We start from the raw sequence: 15,056 nt of genomic DNA on the forward strand, positions 1-15,056 counted from the left end.
TGATGTCCGATCGGGTCAGGGCTTGGCGATGACGGGAGAGCCGGTCCGGTCCGGTGACGGCGGCCCGGTCGCCGGTCGGGCGGCGGGGCGCTGCCGCGTCCTGGGGTCGGGGCGCTCGGGCGTGCCGACTCGCTCGCACCGGGCCCTGCCGCCGCGGCGCGCCGGCCGCCGCGGTCTAGGGTCGGCACATGACCCCATCCATCGCCACCAACACCCGCGTCGACCTCCCGGAGCTGCTGGAGTTCCTGCGACCCCGCCACCGGGCCGTGCTGCTGACCCGGCGCGGTGACGGCAGCCCGCAGGGCTCCCCGCTCACCTGCGGTGTCGACGACTCCGGTCGCCTCGTCATGGCCACCTATCCCGAGCGGGCCAAGACCCGCAACGCCCGCCGCGACCCCCGGGTCAGCGTCGTCGTCCTCTCCGACGAGTGGGACGGGCCGTGGGTCCAGGTCGACGGCACCGCCGAGGTGCTCGACGTACCGGAGGCGGTGGACGGACTGGTCGAGTACTTCCGCAACATCGCCGGCGAGCACTCCGACTGGGACGAGTACCGGCAGGCCATGGTCCGGCAGGGCAAGTCGCTGATCCGGGTGACCCCCGAGCGCTGGGGGCCGGTCGCGACCGGAGGCTTCCCCGCCCACCTGGCGCCCGACGCCTGACGCACCCGTGGTCGACGCGGTCGCGGTCCTCGCCGGCCCCCGCCGGCCGGGCCGGGCCTCGGGCGCGTCGACGGCCGGTCCCACCCCCCGACGGCCGTGTCCGTTTTCCGCCGGACCGCGGTGGCCCGGGGCGTCACACTGGACGGTATGAACGACGACGAGGCCCGGTACGAGGCGGTGCGCGCCCGCGACGCCCGCTTCGACGGGGTGTTCTTCACCTGCGTCACGAGTACCGGGATCTACTGCCGCCCCAGCTGCCCGGCCACCACCCCGAAGCGCGCCAACGTCCGGTTCCACCGCTCGGCCGCCGCCGCCCAGGCCGACGGTTTCCGCGCCTGCCGACGCTGCCGTCCCGACGCCGTCCCCGGCTCGGCCGAGTGGAACGCGCGGGCCGACTCGGTCGGCCGCGCCATGCTGATGATCGCCGACGGTGTGGTCGACCGCGAGGGCGTCCCGGGGCTGGCGGCCCGACTCGGCTACAGCGAGCGGCAGCTCCGCCGGCAGCTCATCGGCGAAGTGGGCGCGGGGCCGGTGGCACTCGCCCGCGCGCAACGGGCGCACGCCGCCCGGACGCTGCTGCAGACGACCGGCATCGACATCGCCGCGGTCGCCTTCGCCGCCGGGTTCTCCAGCATCCGGCAGTTCAACGAGACGGTCCGGCAGGTCTACGACCGCACCCCGGGCCAGCTGCGGGCCGCCGGCCCCGGGCCCGCCCCGGGCGCGGGCGACGGGGGGATCGCCCTCCGCCTCGCCCATCGCGGGACCCTCGACACCGACCAGGTCTTCGGCTTCCTCGCACGCCGGGCCGTGCCCGGGATCGAGGAGGTCGTCGGTGAGCCCGGCTCCCGCGCCTACCGCCGCACGCTCCGCCTGCCGCACGGCCACGGCGTCGCGGAGGTGGGGGAGGCGGGCGGCGCGGGATGGCTGCCCGCCCGGCTGGCCCTGAGCGACCCCCGCGACCTCACCGCCGCCGTGCAGCGGGTACGCCGGCTGTTCGACCTGGACGCCGACCCGTACGCCGTCAGTGAGCGGCTCGCGGGCGACCCGGCCCTCGGCGCGGCCGCCGCGGCGCGCCCCGGGGTGCGGTCCCCCGGCACCACCGACCCCGACGAGCTGGCCGTCCGGGCCGTGCTCGGCCAGCAGGTCACCGTGACCGCGGCGCGGAAGCTCGCCGCCGACCTGGTCGCCGACCGCGGCGAGCCGCTTCCCGCCCCCGACGGCGGCCTGACCCGTCTCTTCCCCCGCGCGGCCGACCTCGCCGACGCACCGCTCCGGGAGCTGCGGATGCCGGAGAGCCGCCGCGCCGCCCTCCGGGCGCTGACCGCCGCGCTCGCCGACGGCGGACTCGTCCTGGACCCCGGAGCCGACCGCGAGGAGGCGGAGCACCGGCTGCTCGCCCTCCGCGGCATCGGCCCGTGGACCGCCGGGTACGTGCGGATGCGTGCCCTGGGCGACCCCGACGTCATGCTCACCGGCGACACCGGCGTCCGCCAGGGCGTGCGGCTGCTGGGCTGCGCCCAGGACGACGCGGTTCGGTGGCGGCCCTGGCGGAGCTACGCGCTGCACCACCTGTGGCTCGCCGCGGCCGGGGCGAGCAGCAGCCCGGCGCCTCCACCCCGCGCCCGTCGCCCGCGCCCCCGGACGCTGCCGCGCCCCGCCGCCCGACCGGCGACCGGGCCGCCGTCACCGGACCGGACCGGCTCTCCCGTCATCGCCAAGCCCTGACCCGATCGGACATCACATCATGCTCTACACCGTCCTCCCCGGCCCCCTCGGCGAGATGACCCTCGCCGGGCCGCGCCCGGACGTCCTGGCCCACCTCACCTTCGCCGGGCAGAAGTACGAACCGGAGATCGCCGGGGAATGGCAGCGGGACGACACCGCCTTCCCCGAGTCCACCCGCCAGCTCGCCGCGTACTTCGCCGGGGAGCTCAAGGAGTTCGACCTCGACGTCGAGGTGGAGGGCAGCGAGTTCCGGCGGCGGGTCTGGAGCGCCCTCGACGCGGTGCCGTACGGCACCACCGTCACCTACGGCGCCCTCGCCGTCGCGGCGGGACTGCCGGTCAACGCCGTCCGGGCCGTGGGCGGCGCCGTCGGCCGCAACCCGATCAGCGTCGTGCGCCCCTGCCACCGGATCGTCGGGGCCAACGGAACGCTCACCGGGTACGCGGGGGGCGTGGACCGCAAACGCCACCTGCTCTCCCTGGAAGGCGTCCTGCCGCAGGGGCTGCTGATCTGAGCGGGCGTCGGACCGCCGCCTCGTCCCGCCCCCGCGCTCAGGCGGGGGGCGAGGCGGGCGGCGGTCGGTGCGGCCGGTCCGGGCCTCCCGACACCAGCTCCTCCAACCGGTTCATGGAGACCTGCACACCGGCCTCCATCCCCGTGCCGAGCTGCGCGTCGCGGTGCGCGGACCGCTCGTGGAGCACATCCAGGGTGAGGGTGGTGACGCCGTGCTCGTCCTCGTCGAACTGCACCGTGTCGAGCGCCGCCGCCTCCGGCATCCCCTCGTAGACCTCGGTCGTGACCAGCAGGTGCGGCGGCCGCAGCTCACGGAACTCGCCGTGGAAGGCCACGTCGTCACCGCCGTCACCGCCGTCGCCGCCGGGCTCGTGGACCACGTACCGCCAGGTGCCGCCCGGGCGGGGGTCGATCTCGCACACCCGCCAGGACGACGTGGCGAAGCCCCACCACTGCCGCACCAGCCCCGGGGTGGTCCAGGCACGGTAGAGATCGGCGGCGGACGCGTCGAAACGGCGGACGATGCGGATGCCGCGATCCGACGGCAGGGTCACCACGGCCGAGTCGTGGCGGTCGACGTGGTCGCTCATGGGCACCTCCTCGGCCCATGGTCCGACGGACGGACGCGGCACGCGACCGGGCACCGCCGAGCGCGTGCGCCGAGCACTCCCGCCGCCCGGGCGCGGGACACCCGACGCCGACTCTGCGGGCGAGGAGCACACGAGGGCGGGCCGGCGCGGTGGCGCCGGCCCGCCCTCGTGCGGTGCGCCCGGCTCAGTCGAACTGCTTCTCGATCTGCGCGAGCTTGGCCTCCAGCGTGTCCAACGGCGCCCTGCCGCTGCCGCTGACCGACGCGCGGGTCTTCGACTCGGCGGGAGCGGCAGCGCCGGAGGAGACGCCCGTCGCGGCGGTCGACAACCCGGGTGCCTGCCGGGCGGCGGGCAGCTGCCCCGGCTCGCGGGCCGCGGCGTCGGCCGTGCCGACCGCCGCCGCGCCGGACCCGACGGCGACCTCCATCCGCGGCGCGCGGCCCCGGCCGAACATCCGGTGCTGACGACGCAGCGCCCGGTTGCGGGAGCGCTCCAGGCGCCGCTGCTCCCTCTCGCGGCGCTTCTTGGTCTCCCGTTCACGGCGCTCGTCACGGACCTCGTCCACCGCCTCGTCTAGCGTCCGCACCCCCTCCAGCAGCATCAGGGACCACGCGCCGAACGTCTCGCGCGGCGCCCGCATCCAGCGCACGAAACGGATCTGCGGCAGGGGCCGCGGGACCAGCCCCTGCTCCCGCAGGGCCGCCCGGCGGGTCTGCTTCAGCGCCCGGTCGAAGAGGATGGCGGCCGACAGCGACATGCCCGCGAAGAAGTGGGGCGCGCCGGCGTGCATCTCCCCGCGGGGCGCGTGCACCCAGTTGAACCAGGCCGCGGCCCCCGCGAACAGCCAGACCAGCATGCGGGAGGCGACCGAGGCGTCCCCGTGGCTGGCCTCCCGGACCGCGATCACGGCACAGAACATCGCCGCGCCGTCGAGGCCGAAGGGGACGAGGTACTCCCAGCCGCCGGTGAGGTTCAGGTTCTCCCGCCCGAAGCCGACGAGACCGTGGAAGGACAGCGCCGCCGCCACCCCGGCGCAGCAGAAGAGCAGCGTGTAGGAGGCGGTCGCGTACATGCGCTCCTTGCGCCGCCGACGCTCCTCCATCCGCTCCCAGGAGTCCTCCGCCGCGCCGTCGCCGGCTGCTGCGGCGCGCTGCCGGCCCCGGGCCAGCACCACCACCGCCACCAGGGTGCCGACCAGCAGAATCGCCGCTGCGAGCACCCAGTTGACATCCACATCGGTCAGCGTCATACGGCTGCCCCTCGTTCGACCCGTCGTCCTCGCACCCGCCGCCGGTGCGTCCGCGGGCGTCCTCGATCCGCGAGAATCCTCGCGGACGCGGGAAGGCAACCGCCCCGCTCAGCGAAAAGCCCCCGCGAACGAGTGGTGTACGCGGGGGCGGTAGGGCGTTTGTTCCGAATTCACACCGGTGCGTCGGCATCCTGTTCGACCGGTCGGGCCAGCCCCTCGCGGGCGACGCGGTCGGCGTCGGAGGTCCGGGGGCAGGTCACGCAGGTGGCCTCGGGGCGGAGCGTGTAGAAGAAGCAGCAGGTCACCCGGTCACGGGTCGGCAGCCGGTCGCCGCAGTCCTTGGTGATCTCCCGGAACGCCGCGCCGCCGGAGTACGGCGCGGTGCTGCCCGGCAGGATCAGCGCCGCCTCCGTCCGGGCCCGCACCTCCTCGCCGAGCAACTTGCCGACGTACCAGAGCCCTTCGACGAGTTCGTCGGTCGCCGTGCCCCACATGGCACGCGCCCGGCGCCGCATGCGCGGCGCGAAGACGTCCAGCACCGGTGCCATGTGGTCCGAGAGCGCGCCGCGCAGCTCCGCCCGCAGCGCCTCTTCGGAGGCGACGGGCCGCGCCCCCGGGGTCCCCACCGCCGGGTCGTCCGGGAGGCAGGCGAACTCGGCGACACGCACCGCCACCCGGCCCTCGTCCCCGTGGAGGGCGACATCCGCCGGAGCGAGTCGGGGGACGCGCCGCACCAGGAAGTAGGGGAGCGAGAACAGCGCGGTGGCGGGCCAGGCGTAGCGGTGCAGCGCGAAGCCGGCCGCGACGTCCGGCCGGACCGGGACCCCGTAGGCCGCGGTGCTCTCCCGCTCGCTCCAGCCGACGAACTCGTCCAGCACCGCCGGGTCCTCAACCAGGTCGGAACCGCGCAGCCAGCCGGCGGCCGGACCGCCCGCGCCCGGTCGCGGACTCTCCTCGATCCGCAGGTGCCCGAGGACCCGGTTGACCGCCTCATAGGCGGGCCACAACGGCGTGGGCGCCGCCGTGCCGAGGGAGGTGTGCTGCTGTGCGAGGCCGGCGGGAGCGGCCGGGAGGAGCGTCATGGTGCCACCGCATCGTGATCGTTTCCAGGTAAGCCTTACCTTACCTTCCTGTCGGGGGCTGCGCTGACCAGGTAAGCCGCCTAGAGTGCTGGTGGTCGGAGCAGAGCGGGACGCGGCGCAGACGGGACGGCGGAAGCGGATGGATCAGACCCGGCCGGACCCGGCCCCCGGCCCGGCGCGCCACCCCGTCGTCGCGCCTCTCTCCCCGCCCGCGGCCGGCGTGGTCCAGGACCGCCCGCAGATGCCCGCGCGGCACTCCGTCCGTGACCAGGTACTGGCCGAACTGCGGGCCGCTCTCGCCGCCGGCGGCCTGCTGGCCGGGCAGGTCTACTCCGCCCGCTCGCTCGCCGAGCGCTACGGGGTCTCTGCCACCCCCGTACGGGAGGCCATGCAGCGCCTGGCGAGTGAGGGAGCCGTCGAGGTGGTGCCCAACCGCGGTTTCCGCGTCGCCGGGCTCAGCGACCGCGACCTCGCGGAACTCGCAGAGGTGAGGGCCGCGCTGGAGGTCCCCGCGGTCCTCGGCCTCCTCCGGCGCGCGCGCCCCGGGCAGCGCGCCGCCTCCGGTGCCCCGCGCGGCGGCCGCCCGGAGGCGGAGGGCCGTCCGGCGGACGGCACCGGACGCTGCCTCACCGGCGCCCCCGGCTGGGCCGCGCTTCGCGCGGTGGCGGACGCCTCGGTCGCCGCCGCGGGCCGGGCCGACCGGCACGCCTACGCCGAGGCGGACCTCGCCTTCCACCGGGGTCTGCTGGACCTCGCGGGCAACCGCCAGCTCACCGAGGTGGCGGTGGAGATGCTGCGGCGCAGTCAGGCCCCCGTGGCGGGCCGGCCGGCCTCTCCGCCGTCCGCGCTGCGCGCCACCGCCCTCCAGCACGTCGCGCTGCTGGACGCGCTGGCCGAAGGCGAGGCCACCCTCGCCGAGCGGCTGCTGCGCGACCACCTCACCCGCGTCTGAGTCGCCGCTCCGCCCCGTTCCCCACTTCTTCCACCGGCCGTCCGCACCACCGCCCGGCGCGGCCGCCGCGCGGCGTGCCACAGTGGCCGGGAACAGCACCCGCCCCCGAGGAGCACCGTGACCGCCCTCCCCGCCTTCCATCTCGCCGTCCCCGTCGACGACCTGGCAGCCGCCCGCCGCTTCTACGGCGGCGTCCTCGGGCTCGCCGAGGGGCGCTCGACCGAGCACTGGGTCGACTGGGACCTCCTGGGCCACCAGTTCGTCACCCACCTCGCGCCCGGCGGCGGGGGCGCCGCCGGGACGTCCACCGTGGACGGCCGTGCCGTGCCGGTGCCGCACTTCGGGCTGCTGCTGGACCCCGACGCGTTCCACCGGCTGGCGAAGCGGCTCCGCGACGCGAGCACGGAGTTCGTCGTCGAACCGACGCTGCGCTTCACGGGCGAACCGGCCGAGCAGTGGACCATGTTCCTGTTCGATCCGGCAGGCAACGCCCTGGAGTTCAAGGCGTTCACCGACCCGGCCGCGGTGTTCACCCGATGAGGGGCGTGCTGGTCACCGGCGCCTCCCGCGGCATCGGGCGGGCGGTCGCCACCGCCTTCGCCGAACGCGGGGACCGGGTGGCCGTCCACTTCGCGACCCGCGAGCAGGAGGCACGCGCGACACTGGCGGCACTGCCCGGTACGGGCCATGTCCTCGTGGCGGGCGACCTCGGCGAGCCCGGCGCGGCCCTCACCGTCGTCTCGGAGGCGGACGAACGACTCGGCGGGATCGACGTGCTCGTCAACAACGCCGCTCTGGCCCCCGGGCCGGGAAACCGCCACGCCGTGGCCGAGGACGGGTTCGACGCCTGGCAGCGGGCGTGGCGCACCATGACCGACGTCAACCTGCTCGGGCCCGCCGACCTCACCTTCCATGTCGCCCGCCGCCTCATCGAGCGCGGTTCCGGCGGGGCGGTGGTGAACATCGGCTCGCGCGGCGCGTTCCGCGGCGAACCGGACCACCCCGCCTACGGCGCGGCCAAGGCCGCCCTCCACGCCTTCGGGCAGTCGATGGCGCTCGCTCTCGCCCCGCACGACATCGCCGTCTCCTCGGTCGCGCCCGGATTCGTCGCCACCGAGCGGCAGGCGGACCGCATCGCCGGGGCGGAGGGCGACGCGCTGCGCGCCCAGAGCCCGTTCGGGCGGGTCGGCACCCCGCAGGAGGTGGCCGCCGCCGTCCTCTACCTGGCGTCGTCCGAGGCCCGATGGGCCTCGGGCACGGTGCTCGACCTCAACGGCGCCTCCCACCTGCGCACCTGACAGCCGGCCGGCGGCACGATCAGCCCGTCTCGGCTGCCTCCACCGGGGCGGGCGCCGCCGCGCCGTCCGTCGGTACCGCCTGCGCGGGCACCAGGCGGGGGACGAGCCAGCGCGGCACGTCCCCCAGGAGCCGCACCAGCCGCGCCGCCTCCTCGCGCAGCCGGGCCGCCTCCGGTTCGGGGGCGACCTCCGCGAGCGCGGCGAGCGCCGGCGCCGCCCCCACCAGATGCCCGGTCTCCTCGCACAGCCGCAGCGACTCGGCGAAGTGCTCGCGCGCCACGGCCGGTTCGCCCGCCTCGATCGCCCACCAGCCCAACTGGCGCGCGACGGCTGCCCGCAGCGGCAGGTCGCCCCGCGCGGTCGCCTCGGCGTGCGCCCGACGGAACGACGCCTCGGCGCCCTGCGGACTGTCACTGAGGTGCTGTGTCATGAGCCCCCGCCGGAAGTCCAGCAGCGGTCTGCTCGGCCCGGCCGGGTCCAGCAGCGCCGCCGCCCGGCCCAGCGCCGAGCGCGCCTCGTCGGTGCGGTCGCGCACCCCCAGGTGGGTCGACGCGTACGCCAGGTAACCGCGCTCGCAGGCGGCGACGCCGCGCTCGGCGTCGGTGAGCGGCAGCGACTCCGCCGCCCGCAGCGCCTCCTCCGCCTTGTCCCAGCCCTCCGAGGTGTGGACGCACCGCTCCACGTAGAGCTCGACCTGCCGCAGCGCGGCGCCGTGGTGGTGCGGGACGAACGGCGTCAGCAACCCGGCCGCCTCCTCCCAGCACCCGCGCGAACGGAGGCGCCAGACCGCCCGGGTCAAGGGGTCGTCCCCCTCGGACCGGACCGTACGCAGAACGGCGGGATCCGCCACAGTGCCCTCCCCAGGCGCTTCGTCGAGCCGATGGTCGTGCGGTCACAGGGTGTTGCGGTTGCATCTCAGCATGAACACGGGGGCCGGGCCAAGAGGCGCGAGTGAACCAGTTCACAAACTCCGGCAGGGCCAGGAGGCCCACCCCAACGGCCCACCCCCGCATGCGCGTCGGCCCGGGGGCCGCTTCCCTGGGGAGACCCGCGACCGCGGACCGCCCGGCGTCAACCCGGTGACCGGCTGTCACCGTGTCGGGCGGCCCCGGAGCGGTGCGCCCGGCCCCGCACCCGGGGCGCGGCACGGCGGACCGAGGAGGCGCGCGGATGTACTCAGCACATGGCGGCGGTGGCGGCGGGGGAGGGGGCGGCGGCCGCGAGGAGCAGCCCAGGGGCTTCCTGGCGGAGCTCGCGCAGGCCGTCACGCCGCGGGCGGCGCTGCTGGTCCTCGGGGTGCTCGCGCTCCAGCTCGGCTTCGTCCTCTCCTATGTCGGTGCCTTCCACCAGCCCGAACCGCGGGACGTGCCGATCGCGGTCGTCGCCCCCGAACCCGTGCGGAGCCAGCTCACGGACCGGCTGGACGCGCTGCCCGGTCACCCGCTCGACACCGGGCACCGCGCCGCGGACGAACAGGCGGCGCGGCAGGAGCTGCTCCGCCGCGGGATCGACGCAGCCCTGCTCGTCGACCCGGACGGCACCACCGACACCCTGCTGGTCGCCACCGGCGCCGGCTCCTCGCTGGCGCAGGCCGTCACCGAGGTGCTGCGCGCCGTCGCCGCCGACCAGGACCGGGAACTCGCGGTGGAGGACGTCGCGCCCGCCGCGTCCGGCGACAGCCGGGGCCTGACCGCCTTCTACCTGGTGGTCGGCTGGTGTGTCGGCGGGTACCTGTGCGCCGCGGTCCTCGCGATCAGTCGGGGCGCACGCCCCGCCACCACCGCGCGGGCCGTCATCCGGCTGCTGGTCCTGCTCGTCTACGCACTCGCCGCCGGGCTCGGCGGTGCGCTGATCACCGGACCCGTGCTGGACGCGCTGCCCGGCGGGATCGTGGCGACCGCCCTCGTCGGCGCGCTGGTCGTCCTCGCCACCGGGGCTACCACCCTGGCGCTGCAGGGACTGCTCGGCGTCGCCGGGATCGGGGTCGCGATCCTGCTGGTGGTGGTGCTCGGCAACCCCAGCGCGGGCGGCGCCTACCCCGGGCCGCTGCTTCCCGACTTCTGGCGGGAGATCGGTCCGGCGCTCATCCCCGGTGCGGGCACCTGGCTGGTCCGGTCCGTCGCGTACTTCGACGGGCACGCCGTGACCGGCCCGCTGCTCGTCCTCGCAGCCTGGACCGTGGCGGGCGCCGTGCTCACCGTGCTCGCGGCACGGTTCCGCGGCGCCGCGGCCGGTCGGCGGTGACGGGCCCGCACCTTCCCGCGGTGCCCGGCGACAGCGGCTGCGACCCGCCCGTGCGACCTGCCCGTGCGACCTGCCCGCGCGTCACGGCAGGCCGGTTCCGGCCCGCCGGCTCACCGGCGCCGGGGCCCGTCAGCCCCCGGCGCCCCGGTTCAGCAGGGCGTCGGCGGCGTCGTTCACCGGCTGCGGGGTACCGGTGAGGTCGAGGACGAACAGCGGCAGCCGCAGCTCGTCCGCACGGTTCCGCGCGCCGCGTTCGAAGCCCGCCAGCGAGAACGCCACCGGGGTCTGCTGCTCCGTCATTGCGTAGAGCCAGAGGGTTTCGACCGACGCGCCACCGGTCGGTACGGTGCTGGCGTCCACCACCCCGACCACCTCCGGCCCGCGGAGGTCCAGCCCCGACGCGGGGCGCGGCACCGCCGTCTCCACGTCCCGGAACCCGAGCCAGCGCAGGAAGTGCGCCGCGCAGGAGACCGCGTCGTCGCCGGTGCGGATGGTCACCGGGCGGAACGGTGCGCGGCGCGTCGGGCCGCCCAACCCGGCCGTGTTCTCCGCCGGTGCCTGCGGCGCGAGGCGTACCGTCGCGCCGCAGGGGCAGCCGAACTCCGGCTGCGGCCAGTGCCCGGCCTCCCCGCAGGAGCCGCAGGGCACCTCCGTCCACGCGTCGGACCAGGACCGGTGCCGCACCAGCACGGCGGTCGCCCCCGCCGACAGGGGCACCGTGACCGGAGCTCCGCAGGAGCAGGGGTATTCGGGCGGGCTGTAGGCGTGCTCACGGCGGCACGCGGGACAGCGCACCGACATGCTGTGGGCCATCGACTGCTCCAGGCGGGGTGGGCGGCGGAGGATGTGGGGGAGGGCGGCGGTGGCACCCGCCTCCAGTCTCACCGACCGCCTCCCGGACGCGCAGCTTCTCGGCCCGATCGCTCCCCTGCGCCACCCTGCGCCTCCCCCCGGCGAAGTGTCGCGACCGCGTGGTGGGCGACGTTGTGACGTGGCCCCCGCGGGCCGGCCGTCCCGGACGGCCCGAGGCGTCGTGCGCCCGGGGCGCACGGGGTGCGCCAAGGGGCGCGAAGGTAGGCGCGTTCACCGGAATGTGACGCGGAACTTCGCACTGCGTATGGCGTACTACGCGGACAGTGATATTTACTGTCCTTGATCGCAGAACCGGCAGCAGGGCCAGGGGAGGGCCGAGTGACCGCTGGGACCGCAGAAACGCCGGGCGCCCCTCGCGAGGCGGCGCTGACGACCGATCCGCAGCCGCCGTGCGCCGACGCCGACACGGGCTCCGGCGCCGTTCTCGACACGGTGCCCCAGACGCGGGACGACCGGTGGGAGGCGCTCGTCGCCGCCAGCGCGCGGCTGCGCACCGCGCTCGACGACTACCGGGCGCCGCTGATCGACCGCGGCATCGCCGAGCAGGAGCTCACCGCACTGCACCGCATGGCGGCCGGTGGCGCCGCCGACCCCGCCGCTCTCAGCGGCCGGCTGCTGCTGGTCGCCTCGGCCGTCGGCTCGGTCCGGGTGCTGAGCCCCGCGCTCGCCGAACTCCGTGCCGCGGTGGGCAGGTTCGGCCCCGGCGTCACCTCGGTGACGGTGATACCGCCGCCGCGTCGCTGAACCGCGCCGCCGAGCCTTGTCGTGTCGTCCCGCTGCGGTGCTGACGCGCCGCGCCGCTGACTCGCCGCGGTGATCGGCGTTCGGCCGGTTCCGCCTGTGAGCGGTGCGGTCGGTCGGTTCCGTGACGGGCGCGGGCAGGGCGCCAATAGGAGGACGACGCCCGCCCCGTGCGGCTCCGTCGGACGACGGGGCCGCACGGCGCTGCGTCAGGGCAGCAACGCGTAGGCGACGAGCGTCAGGAAGTCCACGTACTCCTCGTCGAGGGCGACGCGCAGCAGCACGTCGTGTGCCTGCCGCCAACCTGCCGACTCCACCGCCTCGGCGCCCAGCTCCGCTGCCAGGGCGGCCAGTTCCTCCGCGGCGAGGGTGCGAACCAGCTCGGCGGTGACCTGTTCGCGCCCGGCGGGCGCCCCCTCCAGCTGGACACCGGCGTTGACCCACTGCCAGATCTGCGAGCGCGAGATCTCGGCGGTCGCGACGTCCTCCATCAGACCGAACACCGCCACGGCGCCCCGACCGTGCAGCCACGCCTGCAGGTAGCGCACGCCGACGGCGACCGCGTTGCGCAGCCCCTCGTAGCTCGGCTTCGCCGACAACGAGTCGACCGCCAGGAGGTCGGCAGCCCCGACGGCGACGTCCGCCCGCAGCCGGTCCTTCTGATGGGGGCGTTCGCCCAGCACCGCGTCGAACGACTCCCGGGCCACGGGGACCAGGCCCGGATGCGCCACCCATGAGCCGTCGAAGCCGTCCGCGGCCTCCCGGTCCTTGTCCGCCCGTACCTTGGCGAAGGCGACGGCGTTGGCCTCCTCGTCCCGGGACGGGATGAACGCCGCCATGCCCCCGATGGCGTGGGCGCCGCGCTTGTGGCAGGTGCGGACCAGTAGTTCCGTGTAGGCGCGCATGAACGGTGCCGTCATGGTGACCGCGTTGCGATCGGGGAGCACGAACTCCGGGCCGGCGTCACGGAAGTTCTTGATGAGGGAGAAGAGGTAGTCCCAGCGTCCGGCGTTCAGCCCGGCCGCGTGGTCGCGGAGTTCGTGAAGGATCTCCTCCATCTCGAAGGCCGCGGTGATCGTCTCGATCAGGACCGTGGCGCGGACCGTGCCGTGCGGGATGCCGACGTACTGCTGGGCGAAGACGAACACGTCGTTCCAGAGGCGGGCCTCCAGATGGCTCTCCAGCTTGGGAAGGTAGAAGTAGGGCCCCCTGCGCTGTTCGGCGAGAAGGGCCGCGTTGTGGAAGAAGTACAGTCCGAAGTCCACCAGCCCGCCGGGGACCGGGGCACCGTCGACGGTCACGTGCGAGTCGTCCAGGTGCCACCCGCGGGGACGCATCACCGCGACGGCCAGCTCCTCGTCCGGACGCAGCGTGTAGCTCTTGCCGCGGTCGTCGGTGAAGTCGATGCGGCGCCGGAAGGCGTCGCCCATGGAGATCACCCCGCCCACGACGTTCTCCCAGGTCGGGGAGGAGGCGTCCTCGAAGTCGGCCAGCCAGACCTTGGCGCCCGAGTTGAGGGCGTTGACCGCCATCTTGCGATCGGTCGGGCCGGTGATCTCCACCCGTCGGTCGCTCAGCGCGGCCGGCGCGGGTGCCACCTGCCACTCGCCCTCCCGGACGTGCGCGGTCTCCGGCAGGAAGTCCAGCTTCCCGGTGGCGGCGATCTCCTGGCGCCGCGCCGCGCGGGCAGCGAGCAGCTCGTCCCGGCGCGGGGTGAAGCGTCGGTGCAACTCGGCGAGGAACAGCAGAGCTTCCGCCGTCAGGACCTCGCCCTGTCGCGGTACGGCAGGTGCGTGGGGGGCGATGACGGCTGCGGTGGACGCGGCTTCGGGCATGGGGGCACTCCTTCGTCGCGGCGCGGCTGCTGCGGCGACCGCGTCAACGGTACGGACGCGGTCATCCGGTATCGGAGATTAGTTTCCTCATCGTGGAACTTCAATACCGTCATGAAGCAATGCCGGAGCTCACCGGCCGGGGTTGAGGACGAAGGGGATCGCCGTGTCCGAGGCCAGCCGGCCCGCGCGCTCGGCCCACTGCTCCATGATCACGTCCCCCACCGCGTAGGCGGCAGTGGCACGGGCCGCGCCGTCCGCGCAGGCGTCCACCTGGAGACGGAGCGCCTCGGACACGTCCGCCGCGCGGACACCGAACACTGCCAGTGCCTCCCGCAGCGGGCTCCGTTCGGCGATGCCGCCGACGATCAACCCGCGCGCGGCGCCGTGCGCCGTGTCCAGGTGGTCGAGGGTGGTGCGGGCCCGCTGCGAGAGCCCGTCGGCCTGCTCGTCCACCCGGGCGAGCACCCCGCCGACGCCGTCCGTGTTCAGATCCCAGTGCATGTGGTCTTCTCTTTCCTGTCGCGTTCGGTACGGGTGCTCAGCGCTGGCTCAGATGTCCGGCACTTCGTCGAAGCAGGGCCCCTGCCACTCCTTCGCCATCGCGCGCGCGTACTCCGGCAGGAGTTCGGAGAGGACCCTTTCGGATTCCTGCGCGTCGGTCGGGTACTTGGCTCCGATGGCGACGACCATGCTTCGGGTGCTGTCGTTGGTGCATTCCATGAGGCCGTAGGCGAGATGAGGCCACACCTGGAACGTGTGCGCACCCTTGACGGTGATCTCTTCGGGCTGGCCCGGCGGGAGTTCGCCGTCCGCAGTGAAAGCTGAGAGAGCGGTGTAGAGTTCATTCTCCGATTGGAGCAGGGAGATCCCGGCTGTCACGGTCCGTTCACCCCCCTCCGAAATCCGGCATCGTCGAATTGTTTCCTCGCCGACGTACCGCAGTACTTCGCCGGCCTCCTGCTTCCCGGAGAACAGTCCGTGGTGCAGGTCGCCGACCGCTTTTCCACAGAATGCTTCAGGGGGTTCGAAGCTCTTACTGCTGCATGCGGTTGTTGCCGCGCCGAGTATTGCCATTAGTGCCCCGGCGGTGGCTGCTCGCCCCAGTCGAGATGCCCGTGCCAACGTCACCCTCCAAGTCGCTTGCTGTGGCGTTCTGCTTTTGACATGCCCTCAGTGAGGTTTTCTCAGCGAGCTGATCTTCGCGAATCGAGTTGATCTGGTCCCTGCGGGCTGGGGTGGACAGTGGTGGCCCGGGTGTGGGCAGACGTGAAGCCCCTGGTAGGACGGTTCTCACC

The 15,056-nt window shown here is 74.8% G+C and carries 16 protein-coding genes; 8 read left to right on the forward strand and 8 right to left on the reverse strand.

Features of this window, described 5'->3' with window-relative positions; genetic code table 11:
- Positions 1 to 188 precede the first annotated feature (188 nt).
- The 3 genes from HCN56_RS16720 (at position 189) to HCN56_RS16730 (ending at position 2,898) form a co-directional block, all read left to right on the forward strand.
- The gene (locus tag HCN56_RS16720) at positions 189 to 659 is read left to right on the forward strand and encodes a PPOX class F420-dependent oxidoreductase (RefSeq protein ID WP_167971968.1); all 471 of its coding nucleotides are present in this window, start codon (positions 189 to 191) and stop codon (positions 657 to 659) included.
- Between the two features lie 147 nt (positions 660 to 806).
- Positions 807 to 2,384 carry an AlkA N-terminal domain-containing protein gene (locus tag HCN56_RS16725; protein ID WP_167971970.1) on the forward strand — a complete coding sequence of 526 codons (1,578 nt, stop codon included), beginning with the start codon at positions 807 to 809 and terminating at the stop codon, positions 2,382 to 2,384.
- Between the two features lie 19 nt (positions 2,385 to 2,403).
- Positions 2,404 to 2,898, forward strand: coding sequence for a methylated-DNA--[protein]-cysteine S-methyltransferase (locus HCN56_RS16730; RefSeq protein ID WP_167971972.1), 495 nt, complete (start codon positions 2,404 to 2,406; stop codon positions 2,896 to 2,898).
- A 37-nt stretch (positions 2,899 to 2,935) separates the two neighbouring features.
- Here HCN56_RS16730 and HCN56_RS16735 read toward each other — a convergent pair whose 3' ends face one another.
- The 3 genes from HCN56_RS16735 to HCN56_RS16745 form a co-directional block, all read right to left on the reverse strand.
- The gene (locus tag HCN56_RS16735) at positions 2,936 to 3,487 is read right to left on the reverse strand and encodes an SRPBCC domain-containing protein (protein ID WP_167971974.1); all 552 of its coding nucleotides are present in this window, start codon (positions 3,485 to 3,487) and stop codon (positions 2,936 to 2,938) included.
- Between the two features lie 184 nt (positions 3,488 to 3,671).
- Complete coding sequence (locus tag HCN56_RS16740) at positions 3,672 to 4,736, reverse strand: DUF2637 domain-containing protein (protein ID WP_167971976.1); 1,065 nt, start codon at positions 4,734 to 4,736, stop codon at positions 3,672 to 3,674.
- A gap of 170 nt (positions 4,737 to 4,906) precedes the next feature.
- Positions 4,907 to 5,818 carry a (2Fe-2S)-binding protein gene (locus HCN56_RS16745; RefSeq protein ID WP_167971978.1) on the reverse strand — a complete coding sequence of 304 codons (912 nt, stop codon included), beginning with the start codon at positions 5,816 to 5,818 and terminating at the stop codon, positions 4,907 to 4,909.
- A 139-nt stretch (positions 5,819 to 5,957) separates the two neighbouring features.
- Here HCN56_RS16745 and HCN56_RS16750 point away from each other — a divergent pair, with 139 nt between their 5' ends.
- The 3 genes from HCN56_RS16750 (at position 5,958) to HCN56_RS16760 (ending at position 8,068) form a co-directional block, all read left to right on the forward strand.
- Positions 5,958 to 6,770 (forward strand): GntR family transcriptional regulator, encoded by an 813-nt coding sequence (locus HCN56_RS16750; RefSeq protein ID WP_167971980.1) that lies wholly within the window; start codon positions 5,958 to 5,960, stop codon positions 6,768 to 6,770.
- Positions 6,771 to 6,887: 117 nt separating this feature from the next.
- Positions 6,888 to 7,310, forward strand: a complete 423-nt coding sequence (locus tag HCN56_RS16755) for a VOC family protein (protein WP_167971982.1) — start codon at positions 6,888 to 6,890, stop codon at positions 7,308 to 7,310.
- Positions 7,307 to 8,068, forward strand: coding sequence for an SDR family NAD(P)-dependent oxidoreductase (locus tag HCN56_RS16760; RefSeq protein ID WP_167971984.1), 762 nt, complete (start codon positions 7,307 to 7,309; stop codon positions 8,066 to 8,068). The genes HCN56_RS16755 and HCN56_RS16760 overlap by 4 nt, the downstream gene beginning before the upstream one ends.
- Before the next feature lie 19 nt (positions 8,069 to 8,087).
- Here the strand turns inward: HCN56_RS16760 and HCN56_RS16765 are convergent, their stop codons facing one another.
- Positions 8,088 to 8,918, reverse strand: a complete 831-nt coding sequence (locus HCN56_RS16765) for a hypothetical protein (protein ID WP_167971986.1) — start codon at positions 8,916 to 8,918, stop codon at positions 8,088 to 8,090.
- Between the two features lie 320 nt (positions 8,919 to 9,238).
- Between HCN56_RS16765 and HCN56_RS16770 the strand changes: the two genes are divergently transcribed.
- A complete protein-coding gene (locus HCN56_RS16770) occupies positions 9,239 to 10,312 on the forward strand; it encodes an ABC transporter permease (protein ID WP_167971994.1) in 1,074 nt (357 codons plus the stop codon).
- A gap of 129 nt (positions 10,313 to 10,441) precedes the next feature.
- On the opposite strand, the gene HCN56_RS16775 is transcribed toward HCN56_RS16770, so the two are convergent.
- Positions 10,442 to 11,197 carry a hypothetical protein gene (locus HCN56_RS16775; RefSeq protein WP_312871269.1) on the reverse strand — a complete coding sequence of 252 codons (756 nt, stop codon included), beginning with the start codon at positions 11,195 to 11,197 and terminating at the stop codon, positions 10,442 to 10,444.
- A gap of 306 nt (positions 11,198 to 11,503) precedes the next feature.
- On the opposite strand from HCN56_RS16775, the gene HCN56_RS16780 reads away from it, so the two are divergent.
- A complete protein-coding gene (locus HCN56_RS16780) occupies positions 11,504 to 11,929 on the forward strand; it encodes a DUF5955 family protein (RefSeq protein ID WP_209312843.1) in 426 nt (141 codons plus the stop codon).
- 206 nt (positions 11,930 to 12,135) lie between these two features.
- Here the strand turns inward: HCN56_RS16780 and aceB are convergent, their stop codons facing one another.
- The 3 genes from aceB to HCN56_RS16795 all read right to left on the reverse strand — a co-directional run bounded on the left by aceB (position 12,136) and on the right by HCN56_RS16795 (position 14,835).
- A complete protein-coding gene (gene aceB / locus HCN56_RS16785) occupies positions 12,136 to 13,761 on the reverse strand; it encodes a malate synthase A (protein WP_167971988.1) in 1,626 nt (541 codons plus the stop codon).
- Between the two features lie 129 nt (positions 13,762 to 13,890).
- On the reverse strand, positions 13,891 to 14,262 hold the full coding sequence (locus tag HCN56_RS16790; protein WP_167971990.1) for a DUF6507 family protein: 372 nt from the start codon (positions 14,260 to 14,262) through the stop codon (positions 13,891 to 13,893).
- Positions 14,263 to 14,310: 48 nt separating this feature from the next.
- The gene (locus HCN56_RS16795) at positions 14,311 to 14,835 is read right to left on the reverse strand and encodes a hypothetical protein (protein ID WP_167971992.1); all 525 of its coding nucleotides are present in this window, start codon (positions 14,833 to 14,835) and stop codon (positions 14,311 to 14,313) included.
- Between the last annotated feature and the right edge of the window lie 221 nt (positions 14,836 to 15,056).

Origin of the sequence: Streptomyces lonarensis (assembly GCF_012033735.1) — a bacterium.
Taxonomy (GTDB): Bacteria; Actinomycetota; Actinomycetes; order Streptomycetales; family Streptomycetaceae; genus Streptomyces; species Streptomyces lonarensis.